Source organism: Williamsia sp. Y712 (assembly GCF_059445525.1).
This window is the reverse complement of record NZ_JCAIUN010000004.1, coordinates 729,508-750,536: the sequence shown is the minus strand read 5'-3', so window position 1 is coordinate 750,536 and position 21,029 is coordinate 729,508. Positions and strand designations below refer to the sequence as shown.

The window sequence follows — 21,029 nt, the reverse complement described above, 5'->3', positions numbered from 1 at the left end:
TCGGGTCAGTCGCTCGTCGTGGTGTCCCAGCGGGCGACGACGCGATAGCCGCGGCCCAGGGCGCCGACTCCCACATCGAGTGTGCCCCGACTGGATTCGACCCGTTCGGTCATCCCGATGATGCCGAGTCCGGTACCCGGCTGCGGTGCAACAGTTTTCGTGCTGCCGGGTCTGCCTCCGTCGTCGAACACGCTCACCTCGAGCCGATGGGGCGGATGCGCCGTCACCGAGACCTCGACCACCGGCGATGCACCCGCGTGGCGGCGCACGTTGCTCAGTGATTCCTGGACAACGCGATACGCCGCGACTCCCATCGCCGATGGCACCGCAGCGGTGTCGCCTTCGGTTTCGTAGTTCACCGCCAAGCCGTCTGCACGGGCGCGGTCGATCAGGCCGTCGACCTGTCCGAGTGTCGGTGCCGGCGCCAGTGGCGCGGATTGGTCGCGGTCCCGCAAGGCTTCGAGCATGGTGCCGAGCTCATCGAGTACTTCACTGCTGGCCGCCCGGATCGCCTCGAGGGCCGGTTTCGCCTGTTGCGGTTGCTTGTCGAGTAGATGCGCCGCGACACCGGCCTGCACATTGATGGTGGCCAGCGCGTGGGCGACCGAATCGTGCAGGTCTCGCGCGATGTTCAGGCGCTCATCGGTCATCGCCTGCCTGCGGCGCAACTCATCGCGTTCCCGCTGTGCCGCAGCCCGTTCGGTACGCGCGCAGAGCACGATGCCCGCCAGTGCCAGCGTGAAAGCCCACGCCGGACCGGCGATTCCGATGGTCCCGAGCGTTCCGGCACCGATCCATCGTCCGGCGATCACCGCAACCGACATGACGGCGGCACCCACGAGTGCGGTCGTGCGCGGCGCCCGGTACCCGGCCAGGGCCATGGACAGCGGGCCGACCAAAAGTGCTGGGCCACCCGGGTATCCCCGAGCGAGGTAGACAAAGACCACACCGGCGGCGAGAGCGATCATCACCTGTGGATATCGGCGGGACAGGGCCAGCGACAGAGCGCCGATGATCCCGAGTGTGATCGCAAGACCGTCGATCGGCCGTCCGTCCGTACCGGTGTGTCCGACGGAGCTGCCGACGATGACCAGGATGATCACCACCAGCGCAAGTGCCAGATCGGACCCCCGCACCCCGAACTCGCGCACCCCGAACTCGCGCATTCCGAGTTCGCGCACACGATTCGACCATCTGACGTCCACCTGGCCGATCGTAGAGTCGTTCGGTACGGCTCACGTCGGTTCACCGTTGAGATCGCATAGGGCGGTGCGATGCGTCGAGTGGATTCTGTACGTCAGGTGTGGAGATCTGCTTCGAATGCGGTCACCGCGATCGGTGGATGGTTACGCTCGGGGCAGGCAACGAGCACCCACCGAGCAGGCGGCAGGCGGAACCGGGGTTACATGATTCGGGTGGCACTGGCTGATGATCAGCTCCTGGTACGGACCGGCTTTCGCGCGTTGCTCGACGCCGAGGACGACATCGAGGTGGTCGGGGAGGCCGCCGACGGAGATGAAGCGGTCGCGGTGTGCATCGACGTGCGACCCGACGTCATCATCATGGACATCCGGATGCCGGGTTGCGACGGACTCGAGGCGACCCGCCAGATCACCGCCCGCGACGACCTCGCCGACGTGAAGGTTCTGATCCTGACCACCTTCGAAATCGACGAGTACGTGTTCGAGGCGCTGCGTGCCGGTGCCAGCGGTTTTTTGGTCAAACACACCCACCCGGCCGAATTGATTCAGGCGGTGCACGTCATTGCCGCAGGCCAGGCGCTGTTGTCGCCGGGGGTGACACGACGGCTGATCACCGTGTTCGCCCAGGAACCCGCCGTGGCGTCTGCCGCTGTTGCGCCCGATGCCGTCGTCGATCTGCTCACCACGCGCGAACTCGAGGTGGTCCGACTGGTGGCGGCCGGGTTGTCCAACGATGAGATCGCCGCCCAATGGTTCGTCAGCAATGCGACGGTCCGCACCCACGTGAGCCGGGCCATGACCAAACTCCAGGCCCGTGACCGGGCGCAGATGGTGGTGTTCGCCTACCGGCACGGGTTGGTCCGTATCTGAGCATGGCGGGCACTGCACACCTGACGTAGTGCCGATGTCCACATCAGGCCGACGACTTCGGGTGCAGGCAACGGCATCGTTGTCCGTATGGAATCAACAACAGTCATCCAGGATGGACCGTCAGTACTGGAGTCGCCGAATCCAACTGCGCACGTAGCAGTTTCGGTACAGGGGCTCACGAAAAGATATCGAACGCGAACCGCTGTCGACAATGTGTCCTTCACGGTGCCTGCCGGGTCGGTCACGGGTCTGATCGGGCCGAACGGCGCCGGAAAGACCACTGTGATGGCGATGTTGCTCGGCCTCGTCAAACCCAGCGATGGTGACGGAACCGTTCTTGACGCGCCGATTCATCGACGCGCGCAGTATCTTCCGCGCGTCGGCGCGCTCATCGAGTCGCCGGCATTTCACCCCGCTGTATCTGCTCGGGACAATCTGAGGTCGCTGGCGGTGTTGTCCGGACAGGCCACCGATGGGGTCGATGGGCTACTCGACCTGGTGGGCCTGGGGGATCGGGGCAAGGACCGCTTCGGTAGCTATTCACTCGGGATGAAGCAGCGCCTCGGAATTGCAGCTGCTCTGCTCGGCGATCCCGAGCTGGTGATACTCGACGAGCCGACCAACGGCCTGGATCCCCAAGGCATGCAAGAGGTCCGTCACCTCATCGGACGCATCTCCGCGCAAGGGCGCACAGTTGTCGTTTCATCGCATCTGCTCGCCGAACTAGAACAGGTCTGTGACTGGTTGGTGGTCCTGGACCACGGTGGAGTCGTCCACGCCGGAACGCCGCAGTCGCTGGGTGCCACGGCCGACGCACTGGTTCTGGCACCCGACGACGAGTCCCGGTTCGACGACCTCGAGGCCATCGCACAGGCGACGGGTCTGGAGATCAGCCGTGACGGGACAGGCCTGATCATCGCCCTCGCCGACGACGTCGATGCCCGACAGTTGGCCGCGGAGATCAACGTCCGGGCCCACGCCGCGGGAATTGTCCTGGCCGAATTACACCACCGGCGTGCCGATCTCGAGGCCCGCTATCTCAATTTGATTGACACGTCCTCGATCTGACATCTGAAGAGAATCTCCTGAAAGGCATTGCGATGAATCTTCTGAATTCTTTTCGGTCCGAATGGATCTTGCTGAACCGGCCCCGTCTGTGGGCGGGCCTGGGCATCACCACCGTGGTGTTCAGCGTGCTGGCCACCTGGTTGCTGATCGAGGCTGCCAAACCCTTCGGACGCAGCGGCGACGGGCCAAGCGTGTCCCTCGAAGCGCTGGTCGGCTCGGGCGGTGCCACCGCTGCGGTGATCGCATCGATGAGCGTCGCCACCGTGCTGGTGGTCGCGGCATTCGCGGCCGCGATGGGTAATGAGATCAGCCGGGGCACATTGCGGGCCGCGCTGACCCGCCAGCCGAGCCGGTTGTCACTGGTCACCGGAAAGTTGGTGGCACGAATCAGTCTGGCCGCGGTGTTGATGGCGGTGGCATTGATCGTCGGAGCGCTGACCGCGGCGGTGGTGGCACCGTCGGTGGACGTCGACACCGCGGGCTGGTTCGGGGCGGATGCGCTCGGCAGTGCGTTGGCAGATTACGGCCGGCTGCTGGTGTTCGTGGCGATGTACGCCCTGATCGGCACAACGGTTGCGGTACTGGTGAAGTCGACACCCATCGCACTCGGGGTCTGCCTGCTGTGGTTCGGACCCGTCGAAAACGTCCTCGCGGAGAATCGCGAGTGGGCCGAGCGCTGGTTCCCCGGGTTGGTCATGCGGTCGTTGGTGCAGCCGGAGCGGCCAGGTGCGTTGTCCCAGGCGCAGACTCTGACAACGCTGGCGATCTATGCTGCGGCGTGTGTGGGCGTGATCGGCTTGACGATGTCGCGCCGGGACATCACGGCGGGGTAAGAAACGTTGTGGCGGTGGCTATTTCCGGGCGAGTTCGATCAACTTCTCGACGGTGCGCAGATTGCGTCCGGTTCCTTGGACACCCAAGCCCTTTGCGATGACCGGGGCGGTGAGTTTGGACGTCCCAGCTCCCGCGTCGTAGCGGATGTGGAGGTTGTCGCCGATGACCTCGAACACGTCGTCGCCGAAATCGCGATTGTGGAATGTTGCGACCGCGGCTGGTTCCGGAACCGCGGTGAGGCAGTAGACGTACGAGTACTTCGGCTCGACGACATCGAACGGATGCCCGGCCAACGCGGCGGCGAGATCGTCGGCCGACCTGCTGATGACTTCGCGGAAGTAGCCGTAGCGGTTGGTGATTGCCACTTCGAGCGCGCGGTCGAAGGCGGCGGGATCGTCGGGCGGTGTGCACAGCAGATTTCCGGAGGCGATGTAGGTCGAGATGTCGGTGGCGCCCAGGTCGGCTGCCATCTCTCGGAGTTCGGCCATCGGCAGCTTGGCGCCACCGACGTTTACCGCGCGAATGAGAACCACCCGTTGTGCCATGCCGTCGATTGAACACCACTGACGCCGGTCGGGGCCCGACCTCTACGATCGCGTGTATGGCTGATACAGACGAAGTGGTCGAGCAAATCCTTTCCACATACAAGACCATTACCGTTGTTGGTGCCAGTGCGTCCCCGGAGAAGCCCGCGCACAAGGTACCGGTGAACATGCAGAAGCACGGATGGCGCATCATCCCGGTGAACCCCAAGGCAGACGAGCTGTTCGGTGAGAAGGTCTACCGAACCTTGGCCGATATTCCCGAGCAGGTGGGTCTGGTCGACGTGTTCCGCCCATCGGAGGACACCCCGGAGATCGCCCGCCAGGCGGTGGCCGCCGGCGCCACGGCACTGTGGCTGCAACTGGGGATCGTGTCGGCGGAGGCTCGAGAGATCGCCGAGGAAGCCGGCCTGCTCTACGTCGAGAACCGCTGCCTGATCATCGAGCGGCGTCGAGTGGGGCTGGACGCACCGAAGTAGGCCGCGTGGTGTTCCGGAGGCCTGAGAGGACGGTCGCCACGAGGTTTCGTGCGTAGTCGTCGCTCGGGGGTTCCCCACGGAGCAACCACTGTTGGGCCAGCGGGGCGAACAGCAGATCGACGGCCACGTCGAGGTCGAGGGTCATCGGCAGCTGACCGGCGCGCTGCGCCGAACGTAGGCGCTCCCTCTTCAGTTCACCCATGGGTTGATCAAGCCTGCTCTCGTATTCCTTCGCGAGTTCCGGATCTTCGAGTACTGCCACGGTCAGCGCTCGTAAGGGTGCGGCGAATGTTGGACTTCGCAACTCTGCGGCGGTTGCCTGCAGCACCATCACGAGGTCCGCTTCGAGATCCCCGGTGTCGGGGAGGGCAGCCGGGTTTTCGGTATCGCCCTGGGTGCGCGCCAGATATGCGTCGAGGAGTACTGCTCCCTTTGACGGCCACCATCGATAGATCGTCTGCTTCCCGACCCCGGCTCGCGTGGCGATCGCTTCGATGGTGAGCTTCGCGTAACCCAACTCGGTGACGAGGTCGAACGCAGCTTCGAGGATCGCCTTGCGGGATGCCGGGTTGCGCCGGGTCGCATGGGATCGGAGGCGCTCGGACGAGGTCATGCCGCGACGATATCTGGTTAAGACGAGACGGTCCGTCTTGACACGGCAGGTGGATCAAGGCATTGTCATCGGAACGAGACGAGACGCACCGTCTTGCCTACGGAGAGGATTCTGCCATGACATCCACGCCGACCACCGGGGGACACTCGGCCGATCCACCCCGCGCCGCGCGCACCTGGCTCATCACCGGTGCCGGTCGCGGACTGGGCAGGGAGTTCGCCGCGGCGGCGCTTGCCGGGGGCGACAACGTCGTGGCTCTGTCGCGCTCGATCGAGACCGCGGATCTCCCACACGCCCCCGAGCGCATCCTGCGCATCGCAGCCGACGTGACGGATCGGGCGTCAGTGTTCACGGCTTTCGAGCGGGCGGTCGAACAGTTCGGGCGGCTCGACATCGTCGTGAACAACGCAGGCACGATGGCCTACGGATTCGTCGAGGAGTTCGTCGAGGACGAGGTTCGGGCACAGTTCGACACGAACTTTTTTGGTGCCCTGTGGGTGAGTCAGGCTGCGATGTCAGTCTTCCGCACGCAACGAGCAGGGCATCTGGTGCAGATCTCGAGCATCGGTGGCGTGATGAGCGGTCCGGGCAGCGGGGTCTACAGTGCGAGCAAGTTTGCCCTTGAAGGACTCAGTGAGGCGCTGGCCGCCGAGGCTGCGCACTTCGGAGTTGACGTCACGATCATCGAACCCGGCGGTTACTGGACCGAGCTCTACAACGCGATGAGCATGTCGACCCCGATGCCGGAGTACGCGGCATTGCGGACCGAGTTGGAGATGCAGAGTGCGGGCAGCAGTATCGACAGTGACCCGCGGCGCGCTGCCGACGCACTCATCGCGGTGGTTGATTCTCCCCGACCGCCGCGGCGCATCATCTTCGGCAGCGCAGTACTCGACGCGGCCGTGGCTGCAGCGCAGGAGAAGGTCGACACGTGGCGGCAGTGGGAAGCAGTGAGTCGCGCGGCGGAGGATGCGATACCGGTACCCCCCGGCTGAACAGTCTCGCCGAAGGCAGCAGACTCACTCGGCCCGACCGCAGGGTCATCGGGCAGTCAGGGGAAGGTGACTACCCTGTCACCGGTGAACACTTTGACCCGCACCGACGGACCCGGGGCGGTTCGGCTTGCTGTGCGAACCTCCGGTCCGCTGACCGGCAAACCGGTGTTGCTGGTCCACGGAATGGGCGGCGATCACCAGACGTGGCGAGCGCTGGCCCGGGAGCTTCGCGCGGATGGCCGCACGGTCATCACGTATGACCAGCGCGGGCACGGCCGCAGCTCGCGATCGACGTCGTATCTGCTCGATGACTTCCGTGATGATCTGAGCTTTGTGCTCGACGGACTCGGCGTCGACGAAATCGACGTGATCGGCCATTCCCTCGGTGGCCAGACCGCGATTCGGCTCGCGGCCCTCGACCCGGCGCGTATCGGCAAGCTGGTGCTCGAGGAGATCCCGCCGATGCCGCGTGATCAGGCCGACGTCGACGAGCACATCGTGCCCTTCAGCGGTATCGCCGACCGGCTGCGTGGGCTGTGGTCGACAGTTCGTTATCCGAGCCCGGTGCTGCGGTTCGATCACCGGATGTCGGACATCGTGGCCCGCCAGTTCGAGGCGGTCGACACCGATTGGTGGGAGTCGTTGTCGCAGCTCAAATTCCCGACGTTGGTGGTCTCAGGTGGTCAGCGCAGTTTCCTGCCGCCGCGGCACCTGGTGAGTCTGGCCGAGGCGTTGCCCGACGGGCGTTTCGGTCAGATCGATGCCGGTCACAGTGTGCACCGCGACCGGACCGCCGAGTTCAATCGGTTGGTGACGGACTTCTTGCGGGGCTAGACGTCCGTAGAACAGCGCCGCCTACGAATAACGCACGATTCGCGACAACTTCTTCGCGTCGGTGAGCATGCTCTCGATGATCGCGCCGGAGACCGCGTCGAACTCCTGCGCCGCCTGATCCAGGCGCTCTGATCCCAGCTCGTCTTCGGCTGCAACAAGATACTCGTCGGAATCGTCTTCGGTGCCGACGTTGATGACCCATTCCAGTTTGGCGAGTTGACGATCCACCTGTTCGATGCCGGCGCGGTAACGGGCGAACGCCCGCAACCGCTGGACCAGTAGGCCGAGCCGTTCGTCGTGGACCTGGGCCCGGCCGACGTGGATTGCGATGATGTCGGGGTCATCGCCGAGGTCGCCGTCAGGAAGGGGCCCGAGTTTGTCGACAGAATCGCGGAGCCGTGCGCAGCTGCGGCTGACCTCGGCGACTTCGGCGTCGAGGTCGACTCGGATCATCTTGTCGTCGAATATGTCGTGGCGCCACGAAGCACTCAGTTCGATCGCGGTTGCGGTCGAGCACGCAAAGTAGGCCAGTTTGCCGATCGGATGTGAGCGCATCTCATCGATCGTCGTCTGGTCGTCATGCGACAGATGCGGCTGGCGCAGTTGCCGCCGCAGCAGGCGCGGATAGTGCTCCTCATCGCTGCGGCCTGCCCAGTCGTCGGCCATACCCGCGTCTCGGTCCAGCAGGTTGGTGAGGTCGATGCGGCCGGGGTCACCGCGCCAGGTGTCAACCGCGATGAACGCGAAACGGATGCAGGTCGCGTTGCCTGGCCGCGGGCCGCCCAGGTGATTGATCCAGTAGGGCGTAGTGGTGCTCTTCGCCAGCCCGGTCAGCCCGGTCAGCCCTTCACCGGGTACCGGCCTGGGCTGCGGCGCGGGGTCGTCGGGCTTGGATGAGGGCGACGTCGAGGATCCGGTGTCGGCGCGGGGGAGCGCCGCCCTCCGGAACTTGTCGGACCAATCGATCGACCTGATCCACTCGGTGCCGACGAAGGCCAGCGCGGTCATGGCAAACAACACCACAAAACCGACGATCGCCGAGACGTACACCATCTGCACCATTATCCCCGATCCGGGAGACCGCGTGCCGGGAGTCGGGACGACATGGCCGACAGAGTCGGGACGATATGGCCGACAGAGTCGGGACGACCGGGGCGATGGGCCCCTCACACCGTTGTCTGGTCGACGCCCGTCTTGTTTCCGCGCGAACCGATGATCGTCGCGGCCAGCGGCAGTAGGAGGACCGTGAGCGCGCCCGCCGTCACCAGGACCGATGCGTTGCCGTCCGACATGTGCCCGGCGGACACCGCAACACCTGTGACCGCGACGATGATCGGCAATCCGGTCGCCGAGTAGAGCGCTATCTGCGCCCGCTCACCGGTGGACAGCGGCGGCTCGTTGCCCGAGTTGCCGCGGTCCCATCGGGTGGAGATGAACACCGGGAATCCGCGGACGATCAGGATCATCAGGATGAAAGCGACAAGGAGTCCGGGCTTGCTTGCCACGGCCGAGACGTCGATCGTCATGCCCGAGGTGATGAAGAAGATGGGGATCAGCAGTCCGAAAGCGATCCCGTCGAGCTTGTGTTCGAAGATCTCGTCGCCGTCGGGAAGGATGCGTCGCAGGATGAAACCGGCGGCGAATGCGCCGAGGATGGTGTCCAGGTCGAATGCGTAGGCCAGTGCCATCAACCCGACCAACAACAACATGGTGATCCGGACGGTGGTCTGCGCGGTGGTGTGCGAACCCGCTGAGATCAGGTTCGTCAGCCAGCGTTGGCGCTGTAGCAACTTCTCGGTCAGGAGCCATACCGTCACTGCGGCAATTGCGAAGACCGCGAGCACGATTGCCGATTTCAATGATCCGCGTGCGCCCAGCAGTACCGCCATCGCGATCACCGGACCGAGTTCACCGAACGCGCCGTGGTTCAGGACCGTCTGGCCCAGTCGTTTGTTCAACATCCCGGTGTCGCGCAGGATCGGCAGCAACGTGCCAAGGGCGGTGGAGCACATGGCAATCGCCACCGCACTCTCGGCGGTGACCAGGGTGGTCATGCCGATGCCGAACGTGATCGCGAAGGCGAATGCCAGGCAGCAGATCCACGTGTAGAGCGCTCGGCGTCCTTCCCGGCCTGCCACCTCGGAGGTCTTGATCTCATAGCCGGCGAGCAGGAACAGCAGTCCGAGACCGAGTTCGCGGAGCAAATCGATCGCTGACCCGTCGGTGGCGAAATCGAGGGCGTGAGGGCCGATCAGGATGCCGCCCACCAGCAGGATGACGACTTCGGGGATCCGTTTTCCGGGTATGAGACCGGCGATCAACGGGGCCAGGACCGCGATCAGCAGAATCCAGAACAGCGACGTGGCCACCGTTGCCGTCACGTCAGTTCCCGTCCCCGGTCGGTGGTCAGTGACTCGGCCGCGGCTCTGATCTCGGCGGGAATGGCAACCGGCACACGATCGTCGCGGTCGACGTAGACGTGCACGAAGCGGCCGGTGGCAGCGGGTGTGAGACTGCCGTCGGCCTGCTCGGCGAAGATGGCCAGCGCGTAGACCACGCTGCGGTTGCCGAGTCGCTCGATCGAGATCCCGACCCGGAGCAGATCCGGAAAGGTGAGCTCGCTCAGGAACTTGCACGATGTCTCGGCGACGATCCCGATGGCGGGCAGCAGCCGAATGTCGGTGCCCGTGGCCGACATCAGCCACGCGTTCACCGCGGTGTCGAAGTAGGAGTAGTACGTGACGTTGTTGACGTGGCCGTAGTGGTCGTTGTCGTCCCAGCGGGTCGGTATCGGCCAGAGCACGGGATAGTCCTCGGGAACGGGGGTTCCGGATGTGGTCACTGTCCAGCCTCTCTCGCGGCGAATGCCTCGTTGCAGACTACGAGGTGCATAGTGGTGGGGTGCATGGTGGTTCGGGCATCGCCGGGTGAGAAAGGGTTGACGTGAAGATCTGGGGCGCGGTCCTCGAGGAGATCGGTCGGCCTCGGCCGTATGCGGAATCGACTCCGATCGTCATCCGTGAGCTCGATCTGGAACCACCGGGCCCTACCGAACTGCTGGTGCAGATCGAGGCGGCAGGTATCTGCCATTCGGACCTGAGTGTGGTGGACGGTAATCGCGTCAGACCCGTTCCGATGCTCCTCGGGCACGAGGCGGCAGGGATCGTTCGTGAGGTCGGGCCTGCCGTCACCGGATTCGCGGTCGGGCAACGAGTCGTCATGTCTTTTTTGCCGCGCTGTGAGGACTGCGAGGGTTGCGCGGCCGGCGGCCGATTACCTTGCAGGCCCGGCAGTGCCGCGAACAATGCCGGTGAACTCCTCGCCGGTGGCCGGCGCGTGACCGATCAGGGTGCGCTGGTGCATCACCATCTCGGGGTCTCCGGGTTTGCCGACCACGCCGTCGTGGACGCAGCGTCGGCTGTTGTTGTGGGAAACGATGTTCCGCCGGATGTCGCGGCTGTCCTGGGCTGCGCGGTCCTGACGGGCGGCGGTGCGGTCCTGAATGCGGCGAACCCCACCATGCGCGACTCGATCATGATCGTCGGGCTCGGTGGGGTCGGGATGGCGGCACTCATCACCGCTGTGGCGCAGCGTGTTTCACGGATTGTCGCAGTGGACATGGTGGACGAGAAACTGGAACACGCACGCCGGCTCGGCGCGCACGAAACCTATACGCCACAGGCGATCGCCGAGCAGGAGATCAAGGCGACGTATGTCATCGAATGTGCGGGGAGCGCAAGGGCTTTCGAGACCGCGTTCGCGGCAACGGCAGCCGGTGGGACCACGGTGACCGTGGGTCTGCCCGCACCCGACGCCATGGCAAACATTTCGCCGCTGACGATCACCGCCGAAGCTCGGACGGTGGTCGGCAGCTATCTGGGCTCGGCCGTGCCTCGTCGGGACATCCCCAGGTACGCGCAGATGTGGCGCGATGGACTACTGCCGGTCGAAGAGCTGATCTCATCACGAATATCCTTGTCGGACATCAACTCGGCGATGGATCAGCTTGCCGACGGCAAGGCCATCCGTCAGGTCATCACCTTCGACTGACGGGGGATCTCACCGGCGCCGGAACAATTCGGCCGGTCGACCGGTATCTGCTGACGACCGCTGCCCGGTGCCCTCGAGTTGTCCGATGAACCGGCGGCGGAAGGTGTCCTTGGGGAAGGCCTCGGAGAAGATCGTCTCGTACAGTCGGCGTAGCTCCAGCAGGGTGAACTGATCGGGCAAGAGGTTGTCCGGGTCGGGTAGCGGCCAATAGCGTTGGCGCAGATCGGCAACCGCCTGGGCGACCATGTCGCCGTGATCGAAGGCCAACGTTTCGTCGGCCACGCCGTCGGTGACCGTGACCAGATCGACGGTCTCGGGCAATCGATCGTGGGCGATGGCAGCGCTGTGCGCCATGGACAGAACCCATCCGCGATCGTCGCGGTCCGGGTCGTCGTACATCCCGAGCTGGTGGAACTCGAGGTCAATGAGGCGGGCTTTGGTTCGCAGAGCCCGTCCGGCAGCATCTCGCAGCGTCTCGCCCGGGTGTAGGAATGTGCCCGGTAGCGACGGTCCACGGTCGGAGTCGACGGTCACCACACAGAGCTGATCATCCCGCACGGTCAGAACCGCCACATCAACCGCCACCGATGGCCGTGTGTAGTCGTCAAGGGTCTTGCCCTCAGAATCTCGCCACACCATGCCTTGCACATTAGCTCATTCGTGCGCTAATCTTTAGCTCAATATTGATCTAACTGAGGGCGAGGATCTGATGACGCTGATCGAACAACACTTGACCGAAGTGCAGAGGGATCGCTGCGCCGGAGTACTCGCCGGGACCGCGGCTGGTGACGCTCTGGGTGCCGGCTACGAATTCACCTATCCCACAGCGGATACGCCGATATTCATGAAGGGCGGTGGGACGTTCAACTGGGCCCCGGGGGAGTGGACGGACGACACGTCCATGGCGCTCTGTGTAGTGGAAGGGCTTTCGCTCGGGCGGGCCGACCTTGACGCCATCGCTGCCGGATTCATGCGATGGTATCGATCGAATCCGCCGGACATCGGCAATCAGACGCGCACAGTCCTGTCGGCTCGCGCCACCAATGCCGCCGAGATGGCCGCCGCGGCCGCGACGTTGTCCGGGCGTACCGGCGGTAACGGGTCGCTGATGCGGACCGCGCCGGTGGCACTGGCATTCCTCGACGACCTCGAGGCCTGTATCGAAGCCGCCGGCGCCATCAGTGACCTCACGCATTGCGATGTACGTGCCCGCGAGGCGTGTCAGATGTGGAGTGCAGGCATCCATCACGCGGTGCTGACCGGTTCGACCGGTGGCGTGCGCAAATTCTTGGACAATGCTCCGGCATCGACCAGCGACTACTGGGCGCCACTGCTCGACATTGCCGAAACCGGCTCGCCCGCAGACTTTCCCAACAACGGATGGGTCGTCCACGCCCTACAGACGGCCTGGTGGGCGATCAACAGGTCCGGCGGTGATCTGCCGCAGACACTCGAATTGTGTGTTCGGGCCGGCCATGACACCGACACGACCGCCGCGATAGCGGGCGGGTTGGTCGGCGCCTGCCGCGGAATCTCCTCGATCCCCGCCGATTGGCTCGAGGGCCTACATGGGTACCCGGGAGCAAGGGCCGCAGATCTGTGCGCACTCACCGACAAGATCCTCGACACGAACTCGCAGGAGGCAACATCATGACAGTCATCGACGTCACCCAGGGTGACATCACCAAGGTTCGCGCAGACGCCATCGTCAACGCCGCGAATTCCTCGCTGCTCGGCGGCGGGGGTGTGGACGGCGCCATCCACCGCGCGGGTGGGTCTGAAATTCTCGACGAATGTAGGTTTCTGCGCGCAACCACCCTTCCGAACGGTCTCGCTGTGGGAGCCGTGGTGGCAACCGGTGCCGGGAAGTTGCCTGCGCGGTGGGTGATTCACACCGTCGGGCCTCGGTATTCCAGACAAGAAGACCGATCTGCGCAGTTGCGGAGTTGCTACCAGCGCAGCCTCTTGCTGGCTCGGTCATTGGGGGCGTCGTCGATCGCGTTCCCGTTGATATCGGGTGGGGCCTACGGGTGGCCCGTCGACGATGCGGTGGCCCAGCAGGTCCGTGCGAGCAAGACGGCCGACGTCGGCGTCGACATCGTCACGCTCGTCGCGTACTCCCGCGAGATCGCCGAGATGACCCGGCGCCTTGTCGGCTGAAGGTAGGGGGTAAAGACCGATCGCCCGCTCGGTCCGGTACGGTCGGATGTGCGTTGCGTCACAGGCGTGGGGTTCGGTGTTCGAGGTGGTCGGAGTCAGACGGCCAGAGAAGGGGAGCCAATGAGGCGGTATGCACTACGCAAGAAGACCGGTGAACTCGATCCCGAGCGGGACTTCGAGCAGATCAACCGGCTCTTGGCCACGGTCGAGTTTCCCTGGGATATCAACCAGGCGTTGAGCTTTGCGCTGTTCCGCACCTATGCCGTGCCGTCGGTCGGTCAGTTGTTGTTCGACACCGGCGAGTTCACCGAGCGGGTCCAGAAGCGCTACGACGACACCACGCTGCTTCTCGATGCGGTTCTTGAACACGGATTCGACAGTGTCGAGGGACGCAACGGGATCCGCCGGGTGAACCAGATGCACGGCAACTACGACATCTCGAACGACGACATGCGATATGTCCTGGCGACATTTGTGGTCACACCGGTGCGGTGGATCGAGCAGTACGGATGGCGTCAGCTCACCCACAACGAGGTGGTCGGCGCAACCAACTACTATCGGCGCCTGGGAACACTGATGGGGATCAAGGACATCCCCGGCAACTACACCGAGTTCGCCCGGTTCCTCGATGAATACGAGGCCACGCACTTCGCCTACAACGCCGGTGCCCGCAAGGTCGCCGATTCGACCTTGGACCTGATGACCACCTTCCCGCCGAATGACAAGGCGCCGAAGTGGTTGATCAACATCTTCGCTCGATCACTGATGGACGATCCGCTACTCGACGCGTTCGGCTACCGGCACCCGCCGCGGCCGGTTCGGGCACTGTCACGGGCGGCACTGAAGGCGCGCGGTGCTCTGGTGCGCTTCTTCCCGGTTCGCAAGCAGCCGATCCAGGCCCGCGATCTGCCCAACATCCGGACGTATCCGGATGGCTACCAGCTCCAGGACCTCGGTACCTTCCCGCGCGGATGTCCGGTGGCACACGGTGATCCGGCCGAGGTGGTCGCGACGTCCGGCCGTTGACCCTGGAAACTGTCGAATACCGGGCGGCGGAGGGCTATTTGCCCTCGGCGCCCCAATATTCGCCAGGTTTCAGGGACGTCAGACGAAGCCGGCGACCCGATGGGGCTGGTATGGCTCCTCGAGGTAGCTGACCTCGGCCTCGTCGAGAGTCAGATCCAGTGCGCTCACCGCGTCGCTGAGGTGTGTGGGCCTGGTGACTCCGACGATCGGTGACGTGGTGCGGTCGGCCACCCAGGACAGCGCGACGGCTGCGGGGGCGACACCGCGGGTGGCGGCGATCTCCAGTACGCGTTCCACGATCACCTTGTCGTCCTCGGAATACAGGGATGCACCGAATTCGTCGGTGGCGGTGCGTGCGGTTTGTTCGTCCCATGGTCGGGTCAGACGACCTCTGGCCAGTGGGCTCCACGGAATCACGCCGATGCCCTCATCAGCGCAGAGGGGCAACATCTCACGCTCTTCCTCGCGGTAGATGAGGTTGTAGTGGTCCTGCATGGAGATGAACCGAGTCCATCCGCCGAGTTCGGCGGTGTGCAGTGCTTTCGCGAATTGCCAGGCGTACATCGAAGACGCGCCGATGTAGCGGACCTTGCCGGACTTCACCAGATCGTGCAGCGCTTCCATGGTCTCTTCGATCGGGGTCTGGTAGTCCCAACGGTGAATCTGGTAGAGGTCGATGTAGTCGGTTCCGAGGCGGCGCAGGCTGTTGTCGACCTCGGCGAGAATTGCCTTGCGTGACAAGCCGGCTCCGTAGGGCCCGGGGCGCATCCGGTTGAAGACCTTGGTCGCGACCACCACGTCTTCCCGTGATGCGAAGTCGGCCAGGGCCCTGCCAAGAATTTCTTCGCTGCTGCCGAGGGAGTACATGTTTGCGGTGTCGAACGTGGTGATCCCGGCCTCGAGGGCTGCCTTGATGATGCCGCGGCTCGCTTCCTCGTCGAGCGTCCAGGCGTGCGTGCCCTGGCCGGAAGCTCCAAAACTCATGCAGCCCAATGTCAGAGCCGAAATCTTGAGGCCGGAATTGCCGAGATTCATATACTCCATCAGGCCATTGTCCTAGATCGTGTCAGGGAACGCTGAGGAGTCCGTGCAGCACCACTCGTGCAAACTCTTCGGCCTGCGCTGCGTCGAAGGGTGCCGAACCGGTGATCAGCCGCAGTGCCATGGGTCCGAACAGAACCTCGCCCACCACGGAGATGTCGTTGACAGGGTGCACTTCTCCCCGCTCGACCGCGCGTTGCCACAGCGTGGCGGTGAGCTCTCGGCGGCCGTCGAGGTAGTACCGCTTGAAGTAGTCCGCACCGGCCTCGTCGTCGACGCAGGCGGCCAGGAGTTGGGTGAATACTTTGCCCCTGGGGGTGGCGTAGAACATGCTGACGTTGCGGACGTGCTCGGTCAGGTCGTCGACGATGTTGCCCGTGTCGGGTATGGGCAGGGCGTCGCGGACGGCGAGGCTGAACGCTTCGGCGGCAACCGCGATCCGGCTCGGCCAGTGCTTGTAGATCGTCGCCTTGCTGACTGTTGAACGTTCGGCGATCGCGTCGATCGTGGCGGCACGGAGCCCGCCCTCGGCCAGTAGTTCCTGGGTCGCCGTGAGCACGTCGTTGTGGCATTTGATGCTACGAGCGCTGGACAGGGCAGGCGACCCTGCAGCGGCGCCCGCTTCAGTACTGCTTGACATCCGTCCTTGCTCCTTAAGTATCCAAAACTGAAGTGAACTCATAGTTCACCACGGCCATGCTGTTTTGTATACCAGAAATGGGGCGTTGTGGTGCAGTTCTCAGTTGTGCCGGGTCCGCTTCGGACGGTCCACGGGCCTACGGCGTCATCTTGGAATCTTTGGCGGCGAGAAGTGCGGATCCGGTGAGTGGAATCAGTGCCAAGGCCAGCACCGCCATCGACAGCGTCCAAGAACCGGTGATGTCGTGCAGCGCGCCGATGGCCAGCGGGCCGATGGCGGCCAGGCAATAACCGACCGATTGGGCCATCCCGGAGACCTGGCTGGTCTGTACGGTGCTCGAGCTCCGTAGAACCATGAACAGCAGCACCAGACTGATGGCGGCACCCGGTCCGCTCGCGATGAGCATGACCCATAGGACGGTGAGCACGTCGGTGGTCACCAGGCCGATGAACCCGATGGCGCAGATACCGCAGAAAGCGAGCGTCAACACCCGCTGGTCGCGGAATCGAACCGCGATGATCGGAGCCACCAATGCCATCAGGAGGGCAGCGGTCTGGGCCAGGGCCAGCATTCCACCGGCGGCGGCTTTCGAGGTCCCCCGGTCCATCAGATACTCGGGCAGCCATGCGGTGAAGGTGTAGAAGATCAGCGACTGGGATGCCATGAAAACCGTGATCGCCCAGGCGATCTTGTTGCGCCACAGAGATGCCGGCAGCGGCGTGGTGCTGATTCGGTGGATGCGGGACAGCTGCGGTATCCACAAAACCAGGCCCAGGGCCGCAAGAAGAGCCCAGCTACCCAGCGCAACCCGCCAGTTCTCGTCGACGGTGGTGTAGATCGGCACTGTCAGGCCGGCTGCCAGCGCCGCACCGCCGGACAGTGTCATCGAGTAGAGGCCGGTCATCAGCCCGGAGCGATGCGAGAAGTCACGTTTGATGAGCGCAGGCAGGACGACGTTGCACATACCGATGGCAATGCCTGCCAGCGCGGAACCGGCGAACAGGGCAAACATGTTGGGGACCATGCGCGCCACGATGGCGCCACCGAGCAGGGCCATGGCCACGAATATCGTGCGTTCGATGCCGAACCGGGCAGCGATACGCGGTGCTATCGGCGCGACCAGGCCGAAGCAGAGCACCGGCAACGTGGTGAGCAGGCCTGCCGCTGCGCTACCGAAGCCCTCGGACACCTTGATGTCGTCGATGAGTGGTCCGACGGCGACCACCGCAGGCCTCAGGTTTGCCGCGACCACCATGATCCCCAGTGCCGTGAAGATCGTCGCTGCTCGTCCCGTCGACCCGGTTTTCGGCGATTGGGTTGACGTGGATGCGGTTGTGGGCGTGGATGTCATGACAGCACTTCGATCGACCGGTCGAGGTAGTGGTCGACGGCGGCGAGGGCGGCGTTCGAATCGCCCTTGCTGATCGCCTCGACCACCTCGGCATGTCCGGTGGGGTGGGGGTGGGCGTCGACGTCGGCGGCGATCAGCGTCGCGTGTGTACGATCCATGACCTCGACCAGCCCGTTATACATCTCTGACAGCAGCGAATTGCCGGCTGCGGCAACCAAAGTGGTGTGGAACGCGATGTCTGCGTCGATGTAGCGTTGTAAGTTGTTGTCCTCGAAGGCCGCCCGCATCTCGATGAGCAGGTCGCGAAGCGTCTGCACCTGATCGTCGGTGCGATTGTGTGCCGCTGATTGGGCGGCCTCACGTTCGAGTGCGCGGCGCACCTGCAACAGCTCGAGGACCTCGCTGCTCGACACGCATCGAGCGATCGCCGCGGCCAACAGGTTTCGGCTACGGACGTACGTTCCGTCGCCGCGCCGGGGCTCGAGGAATCCGGCGTGCTCCAGAGCGCGCACGGCCTCCCGGATGGTGTTGCGTCCGACGCCCAGCTGCTCCACCAATTCGGGTTCTGCCGGGATGCGCGAACCCACCGGCCAGTCGCCGGTTCTGATGAGCTCTTGCATGCGCTCGACCACAACCTCACTGGTGCGGCGGGGACGCTCGATCTGCGTGGACATGGAAAGAACCTAACATCCCATGTTTGGCCACACCATCGGGGCGCGGCAGGGGGTCAGTCGCCTTCGACGTTGCTGTCCAGGGAGAACATCGACAGGGCGGTGAAGATGGTGAGCCGGCGGTCGGGTTCGTTCATGAACGGCCCGGTGACCGCTTCGATCCGGGCGATCCGGCTGCGCAACGTGTTCGGGTGGACGAATAGCTCACGGGCGGATTCGGCGATGTTGCAGTCGGTGGCACGCAGAACCCGCAGGATCCGGCGCTGGTCGAGGCCGTCCGGTGTCTCGTCGGCGACCGAGCCCAGGGTCTCGCCGACAAATTGTCGCCGGGCGTGCTCGGGGAGTTGGTAGAGCACGCCGAGGACGCCGAGATCCCGGTAGGCCGTGACGCGGTTGATCGCGCCGATGCGACGGCCGACGGCCACCGCCCGGACCGCCTGCCGAAACGCTTCGGGGTAACTCCGCGCGTTGTCGACGGGATCGCCGGCTCCGATCGCCAGCGGAACCTGGACCCCGCGATACAGGGCCCGGGAGAGCGCATCGAAATCCGTTGTCGCCTTGATCATCACAACCAGCACGCCTTCGTTGACGATGGTGATCGCGTCGGCGTCGAACCGGGTTGCCACCGGTGCCAGCGTGGCCTTCAGGTCGTGCAGGCCACTCATGTCCACCGCGACGCCGAAGGGCTCGATGGCCAGACAGACCACCGGATGCCGGGGGAACAGGGCGAGGCGGCGGCCTTTGCGAAGTCCGGCTTCGCGCTGGACCAGGTCGTCGCCGAGGATGTTCTTCAGATTCCGGGCGATTTCGACGGCCGCGTCATCGGACTCGGTGTCCCGCAGTTTCACGTGCAACCCGACGACCGGCACGAGACCTTCCAGCATCGCGGTCTCGGCCGCGGTGAGGCCGGTATCCCTGATGATCTCCAGGGCCGGGCCGCTGCCGGGGATGGGGGACAACGGAAATACCGCGACGGGGGTGACGGCCGGGCGGGCGAGCGCAGCGGGCGACTCACTGAGGCGGACCGTGGCGCGCAACCGCGCCCCGATGGCGTCCAGAAAGCCCTCGAGGTTGTCGGCCCGGTGCAAGATCCGCAACAGTTCCGCTCCGGTCACCACGTCGTCGGCGGCAGGCGTGATCGACTGGGCTTGCAGTAGTCGTTGCAGGTGCAATGTCACATCGGCGCCGGTGTCGGGCACTGCGTTCCAGAGCAGACACACCTGCGCCCGGTCGGCCATCGTGACCGCCTGCTTGGGGGGATTGACCTGCCGGGCCGGATTTACCAGGATCGCGGACGGTTTCTTCACCACCAGGGGTCCCAGGACGGCCTGCAGGTCGGGGAGCGGATCACTCGGCCGCGCCGGACTCCATTCGACAACCACCAGAACCCCGGTGAGTGAGACCAACTCGCGTGCAGCCTCGGCGTCGATGACCGACGTCACGACGGCCTCCCACTGCGACGGTGGTGTCGCGATCTGGACACCGGTCGCAACCGCCAATTCGGCGACGGTGGCCATCGGGCTCGACACGACTTTCCTCCTCCGTGGGCCAGAAACCTGGCTGTGAGGCAGAGTAGTCGGGTGCTCTCCATTCCGTCTGTCGACCTTTCCGAGGCTGCCCGCGGCTCCCGGTCGCGGGCCCGGCAGATCGAACTGCTCGACACCGCGTGCTCGCGCAGCGGCCACGCCTACCTGGTCGGTCACCAGATCCCGACTGCACTGCTCTCCGACATGTACTCGATGACCCGTCAGTTCTTTCTGCAGCCCGAACGCCTGAAAGAGGCCGTGGCGCAACCGGCCCCTGACCAGGTGCGTGGCTGGTCGGGTTCGGGATCGGAGGGCATGACCTACTCGATCGGGGAAGAGTCACACGGCGACCTCAAGGAGAAGCTGGACATCGGGGCCGTCGACGCTCCGGTGCTCGGAGAAACGGGGGCGGGGCCGATGGCGTACCCCAACCTGTGGCCGAAAGTCCCGGAAGGATTCCGGCCGGTCTGGGAGCAGTACTACCGACACATGCAGCGGGTCAGCGGTGAACTGATATCCATGGCCGCGGAGGCGTTCGGTCTGTCGCCGGACCACTTCGTCCCACAGTTCGACACCGAACTGAGCATGCTGCGGGCGCTCTACTATCCGGCTCAGGCGCAGGCCCCGCTGCCGCATCAATCGCGGGCCGGGATCCACACCGACTACGGCGCGTTCACGGTCTTGTCGGCCGAATCGACACCGGGTGGACTCGAGGTGCTCGGACCTCACGGTGAGTGGCTCGAGGTCTCGACCACGCCGGCCACGCTCGTGGTCCTCGTCGGCGACCTGCTGGCCGAGTGGACCGACGATCATTGGCCCGCCACACTCAACCGGACCGCCAACCCGCCGAGGTCGGTGGCGCTGGACAGCGCCCGCCTGGAGTTCGCGTTCTATCAACATCCCAACGCCGATGTCGCGGTCTCGCCGCTTCGGGGCGGTGACCAGCAGTTCACCGACGCGCTGATCGCCGGCCGGCATCTCACCGACAAGTACACCCGGCAGACGACGTTCGGTCGACGCACCCGTCGGTGAGGGGCGCCGTGGTTTGTTACCGGCAGGATGACGCGTGAGTCGTTTGCGTAATCGAGTGTTACGCAGATGTTTCCCTTGGCCGCAGGTGACATCGA

23 protein-coding genes are annotated in these 21,029 nt (G+C 64.7%); 11 read left to right on the top strand and 12 right to left on the bottom strand.

The window, feature by feature from the left end; translation table 11 throughout:
• Nucleotides 1-5 precede the first annotated feature (5 nt).
• A complete protein-coding gene (locus AC1D75_RS26670) occupies nt 6-1,205 on the bottom strand; it encodes a sensor histidine kinase (protein ID WP_495518320.1) in 1,200 nt (399 codons plus the stop codon).
• Between the two features lie 201 nt (nt 1,206-1,406).
• On the opposite strand from AC1D75_RS26670, the gene AC1D75_RS26665 reads away from it, so the two are divergent.
• The 3 genes from AC1D75_RS26665 to AC1D75_RS26655 all read left to right on the top strand — a co-directional run bounded on the left by AC1D75_RS26665 (nt 1,407) and on the right by AC1D75_RS26655 (nt 3,973).
• Nucleotides 1,407-2,072 carry a response regulator transcription factor gene (locus tag AC1D75_RS26665; protein WP_495518319.1) on the top strand — a complete coding sequence of 222 codons (666 nt, stop codon included), beginning with the start codon at nt 1,407-1,409 and terminating at the stop codon, nt 2,070-2,072.
• Nucleotides 2,073-2,285: 213 nt separating this feature from the next.
• A complete protein-coding gene (locus AC1D75_RS26660) occupies nt 2,286-3,140 on the top strand; it encodes an ABC transporter ATP-binding protein (RefSeq protein WP_495518318.1) in 855 nt (284 codons plus the stop codon).
• A 32-nt stretch (nt 3,141-3,172) separates the two neighbouring features.
• Nucleotides 3,173-3,973 (top strand): ABC transporter permease, encoded by an 801-nt coding sequence (locus tag AC1D75_RS26655; protein WP_495518317.1) that lies wholly within the window; start codon nt 3,173-3,175, stop codon nt 3,971-3,973.
• 18 nt (nt 3,974-3,991) lie between these two features.
• Here AC1D75_RS26655 and AC1D75_RS26650 read toward each other — a convergent pair whose 3' ends face one another.
• Nucleotides 3,992-4,519: a DUF1697 domain-containing protein gene (locus AC1D75_RS26650; protein ID WP_495518316.1), complete on the bottom strand. Its 528-nt coding sequence runs from the start codon at nt 4,517-4,519 to the stop codon at nt 3,992-3,994.
• A 56-nt stretch (nt 4,520-4,575) separates the two neighbouring features.
• Here AC1D75_RS26650 and AC1D75_RS26645 point away from each other — a divergent pair, with 56 nt between their 5' ends.
• Nucleotides 4,576-4,995 (top strand): CoA-binding protein, encoded by a 420-nt coding sequence (locus AC1D75_RS26645; RefSeq protein ID WP_495518315.1) that lies wholly within the window; start codon nt 4,576-4,578, stop codon nt 4,993-4,995.
• Here AC1D75_RS26645 and AC1D75_RS26640 read toward each other — a convergent pair.
• Nucleotides 4,955-5,608, bottom strand: a complete 654-nt coding sequence (locus AC1D75_RS26640) for a TetR/AcrR family transcriptional regulator (protein ID WP_495518314.1) — start codon at nt 5,606-5,608, stop codon at nt 4,955-4,957. The two genes, AC1D75_RS26645 and AC1D75_RS26640, sit on opposite strands and share 41 nt — an antisense overlap.
• Nucleotides 5,609-5,724: 116 nt before the next feature.
• Here AC1D75_RS26640 and AC1D75_RS26635 point away from each other — a divergent pair, with 116 nt between their 5' ends.
• On the top strand, nt 5,725-6,603 hold the full coding sequence (locus AC1D75_RS26635) for an SDR family NAD(P)-dependent oxidoreductase (RefSeq protein WP_495518313.1): 879 nt from the start codon (nt 5,725-5,727) through the stop codon (nt 6,601-6,603).
• Nucleotides 6,604-6,687: 84 nt separating this feature from the next.
• Complete coding sequence (locus AC1D75_RS26630) at nt 6,688-7,437, top strand: alpha/beta fold hydrolase (RefSeq protein ID WP_495518312.1); 750 nt, start codon at nt 6,688-6,690, stop codon at nt 7,435-7,437.
• Nucleotides 7,438-7,458: 21 nt separating this feature from the next.
• Here the strand turns inward: AC1D75_RS26630 and AC1D75_RS26625 are convergent, their stop codons facing one another.
• From AC1D75_RS26625 to AC1D75_RS26615, 3 genes are all read right to left on the bottom strand, one after another.
• On the bottom strand, nt 7,459-8,490 hold the full coding sequence (locus tag AC1D75_RS26625) for a hypothetical protein (protein WP_495518311.1): 1,032 nt from the start codon (nt 8,488-8,490) through the stop codon (nt 7,459-7,461).
• Between the two features lie 113 nt (nt 8,491-8,603).
• On the bottom strand, nt 8,604-9,818 hold the full coding sequence (locus AC1D75_RS26620; RefSeq protein ID WP_495518310.1) for a cation:proton antiporter: 1,215 nt from the start codon (nt 9,816-9,818) through the stop codon (nt 8,604-8,606).
• Nucleotides 9,815-10,279, bottom strand: a complete 465-nt coding sequence (locus tag AC1D75_RS26615) for an acyl-CoA thioesterase (protein WP_495518309.1) — start codon at nt 10,277-10,279, stop codon at nt 9,815-9,817. The genes AC1D75_RS26620 and AC1D75_RS26615 overlap by 4 nt, the downstream gene beginning before the upstream one ends.
• 101 nt (nt 10,280-10,380) lie before the next feature.
• Between AC1D75_RS26615 and AC1D75_RS26610 the strand changes: the two genes are divergently transcribed.
• Nucleotides 10,381-11,487, top strand: coding sequence for an alcohol dehydrogenase catalytic domain-containing protein (locus AC1D75_RS26610; RefSeq protein ID WP_495518308.1), 1,107 nt, complete (start codon nt 10,381-10,383; stop codon nt 11,485-11,487).
• Nucleotides 11,488-11,496: 9 nt separating this feature from the next.
• On the opposite strand, the gene AC1D75_RS26605 is transcribed toward AC1D75_RS26610, so the two are convergent.
• Complete coding sequence (locus AC1D75_RS26605) at nt 11,497-12,126, bottom strand: NUDIX hydrolase (protein WP_495518307.1); 630 nt, start codon at nt 12,124-12,126, stop codon at nt 11,497-11,499.
• A gap of 70 nt (nt 12,127-12,196) precedes the next feature.
• Between AC1D75_RS26605 and AC1D75_RS26600 the strand changes: the two genes are divergently transcribed.
• From AC1D75_RS26600 to AC1D75_RS26590, 3 genes are all read left to right on the top strand, one after another.
• Complete coding sequence (locus AC1D75_RS26600; protein ID WP_495518306.1) at nt 12,197-13,141, top strand: ADP-ribosylglycohydrolase family protein; 945 nt, start codon at nt 12,197-12,199, stop codon at nt 13,139-13,141.
• On the top strand, nt 13,138-13,647 hold the full coding sequence (locus tag AC1D75_RS26595; protein WP_495518305.1) for an O-acetyl-ADP-ribose deacetylase: 510 nt from the start codon (nt 13,138-13,140) through the stop codon (nt 13,645-13,647). The genes AC1D75_RS26600 and AC1D75_RS26595 overlap by 4 nt, the downstream gene beginning before the upstream one ends.
• Before the next feature lie 120 nt (nt 13,648-13,767).
• Nucleotides 13,768-14,673, top strand: coding sequence for an oxygenase MpaB family protein (locus tag AC1D75_RS26590; protein ID WP_495518304.1), 906 nt, complete (start codon nt 13,768-13,770; stop codon nt 14,671-14,673).
• Nucleotides 14,674-14,751: 78 nt separating this feature from the next.
• On the opposite strand, the gene AC1D75_RS26585 is transcribed toward AC1D75_RS26590, so the two are convergent.
• The 5 genes from AC1D75_RS26585 to AC1D75_RS26565 all read right to left on the bottom strand — a co-directional run bounded on the left by AC1D75_RS26585 (nt 14,752) and on the right by AC1D75_RS26565 (nt 19,905).
• A complete protein-coding gene (locus AC1D75_RS26585) occupies nt 14,752-15,657 on the bottom strand; it encodes an aldo/keto reductase (protein WP_495518303.1) in 906 nt (301 codons plus the stop codon).
• A gap of 82 nt (nt 15,658-15,739) precedes the next feature.
• Nucleotides 15,740-16,354 carry a TetR/AcrR family transcriptional regulator gene (locus tag AC1D75_RS26580; RefSeq protein WP_495518302.1) on the bottom strand — a complete coding sequence of 205 codons (615 nt, stop codon included), beginning with the start codon at nt 16,352-16,354 and terminating at the stop codon, nt 15,740-15,742.
• A 136-nt stretch (nt 16,355-16,490) separates the two neighbouring features.
• The gene (locus tag AC1D75_RS26575; protein WP_495518301.1) at nt 16,491-17,705 is read right to left on the bottom strand and encodes a CynX/NimT family MFS transporter; all 1,215 of its coding nucleotides are present in this window, start codon (nt 17,703-17,705) and stop codon (nt 16,491-16,493) included.
• Complete coding sequence (locus AC1D75_RS26570; protein WP_495518300.1) at nt 17,702-18,379, bottom strand: FadR/GntR family transcriptional regulator; 678 nt, start codon at nt 18,377-18,379, stop codon at nt 17,702-17,704. The genes AC1D75_RS26575 and AC1D75_RS26570 overlap by 4 nt, the downstream gene beginning before the upstream one ends.
• Before the next feature lie 53 nt (nt 18,380-18,432).
• Complete coding sequence (locus tag AC1D75_RS26565; protein WP_495518299.1) at nt 18,433-19,905, bottom strand: PucR family transcriptional regulator; 1,473 nt, start codon at nt 19,903-19,905, stop codon at nt 18,433-18,435.
• A 51-nt stretch (nt 19,906-19,956) separates the two neighbouring features.
• On the opposite strand from AC1D75_RS26565, the gene AC1D75_RS26560 reads away from it, so the two are divergent.
• Nucleotides 19,957-20,934: an isopenicillin N synthase family dioxygenase gene (locus tag AC1D75_RS26560; RefSeq protein WP_495518298.1), complete on the top strand. Its 978-nt coding sequence runs from the start codon at nt 19,957-19,959 to the stop codon at nt 20,932-20,934.
• The last annotated feature ends 95 nt before the right edge of the window (nt 20,935-21,029 follow it).

What these genes read in the sequence shown, in the direction of transcription:
- AC1D75_RS26665 (WP_495518319.1), top strand. Translation starts at nt 1,407, where the DNA reads ATGATTCGGGTGGCACTGGCTGATGATCAGCTCCTGGTACGGACCGGC.
- AC1D75_RS26655 (WP_495518317.1), top strand. Translation starts at nt 3,173, where the DNA reads ATGAATCTTCTGAATTCTTTTCGGTCCGAATGGATCTTGCTGAACCGG.
- AC1D75_RS26650 (WP_495518316.1), bottom strand. Translation starts at nt 4,519, where the DNA reads ATGGCACAACGGGTGGTTCTCATTCGCGCGGTAAACGTCGGTGGCGCC.
- AC1D75_RS26645 (WP_495518315.1), top strand. Translation starts at nt 4,576, where the DNA reads ATGGCTGATACAGACGAAGTGGTCGAGCAAATCCTTTCCACATACAAG.
- AC1D75_RS26640 (WP_495518314.1), bottom strand. Translation starts at nt 5,608, where the DNA reads ATGACCTCGTCCGAGCGCCTCCGATCCCATGCGACCCGGCGCAACCCG.
- AC1D75_RS26635 (WP_495518313.1), top strand. Translation starts at nt 5,725, where the DNA reads ATGACATCCACGCCGACCACCGGGGGACACTCGGCCGATCCACCCCGC.
- AC1D75_RS26625 (WP_495518311.1), bottom strand. Translation starts at nt 8,490, where the DNA reads ATGGTGTACGTCTCGGCGATCGTCGGTTTTGTGGTGTTGTTTGCCATG.
- AC1D75_RS26605 (WP_495518307.1), bottom strand. Translation starts at nt 12,126, where the DNA reads ATGGTGTGGCGAGATTCTGAGGGCAAGACCCTTGACGACTACACACGG.
- AC1D75_RS26600 (WP_495518306.1), top strand. Translation starts at nt 12,197, where the DNA reads ATGACGCTGATCGAACAACACTTGACCGAAGTGCAGAGGGATCGCTGC.
- AC1D75_RS26595 (WP_495518305.1), top strand. Translation starts at nt 13,138, where the DNA reads ATGACAGTCATCGACGTCACCCAGGGTGACATCACCAAGGTTCGCGCA.
- AC1D75_RS26590 (WP_495518304.1), top strand. Translation starts at nt 13,768, where the DNA reads ATGAGGCGGTATGCACTACGCAAGAAGACCGGTGAACTCGATCCCGAG.
- AC1D75_RS26585 (WP_495518303.1), bottom strand. Translation starts at nt 15,657, where the DNA reads ATGAGTTTTGGAGCTTCCGGCCAGGGCACGCACGCCTGGACGCTCGAC.
- AC1D75_RS26580 (WP_495518302.1), bottom strand. Translation starts at nt 16,354, where the DNA reads ATGTCAAGCAGTACTGAAGCGGGCGCCGCTGCAGGGTCGCCTGCCCTG.
- AC1D75_RS26575 (WP_495518301.1), bottom strand. Translation starts at nt 17,705, where the DNA reads ATGACATCCACGCCCACAACCGCATCCACGTCAACCCAATCGCCGAAA.
- AC1D75_RS26570 (WP_495518300.1), bottom strand. Translation starts at nt 18,379, where the DNA reads ATGTCCACGCAGATCGAGCGTCCCCGCCGCACCAGTGAGGTTGTGGTC.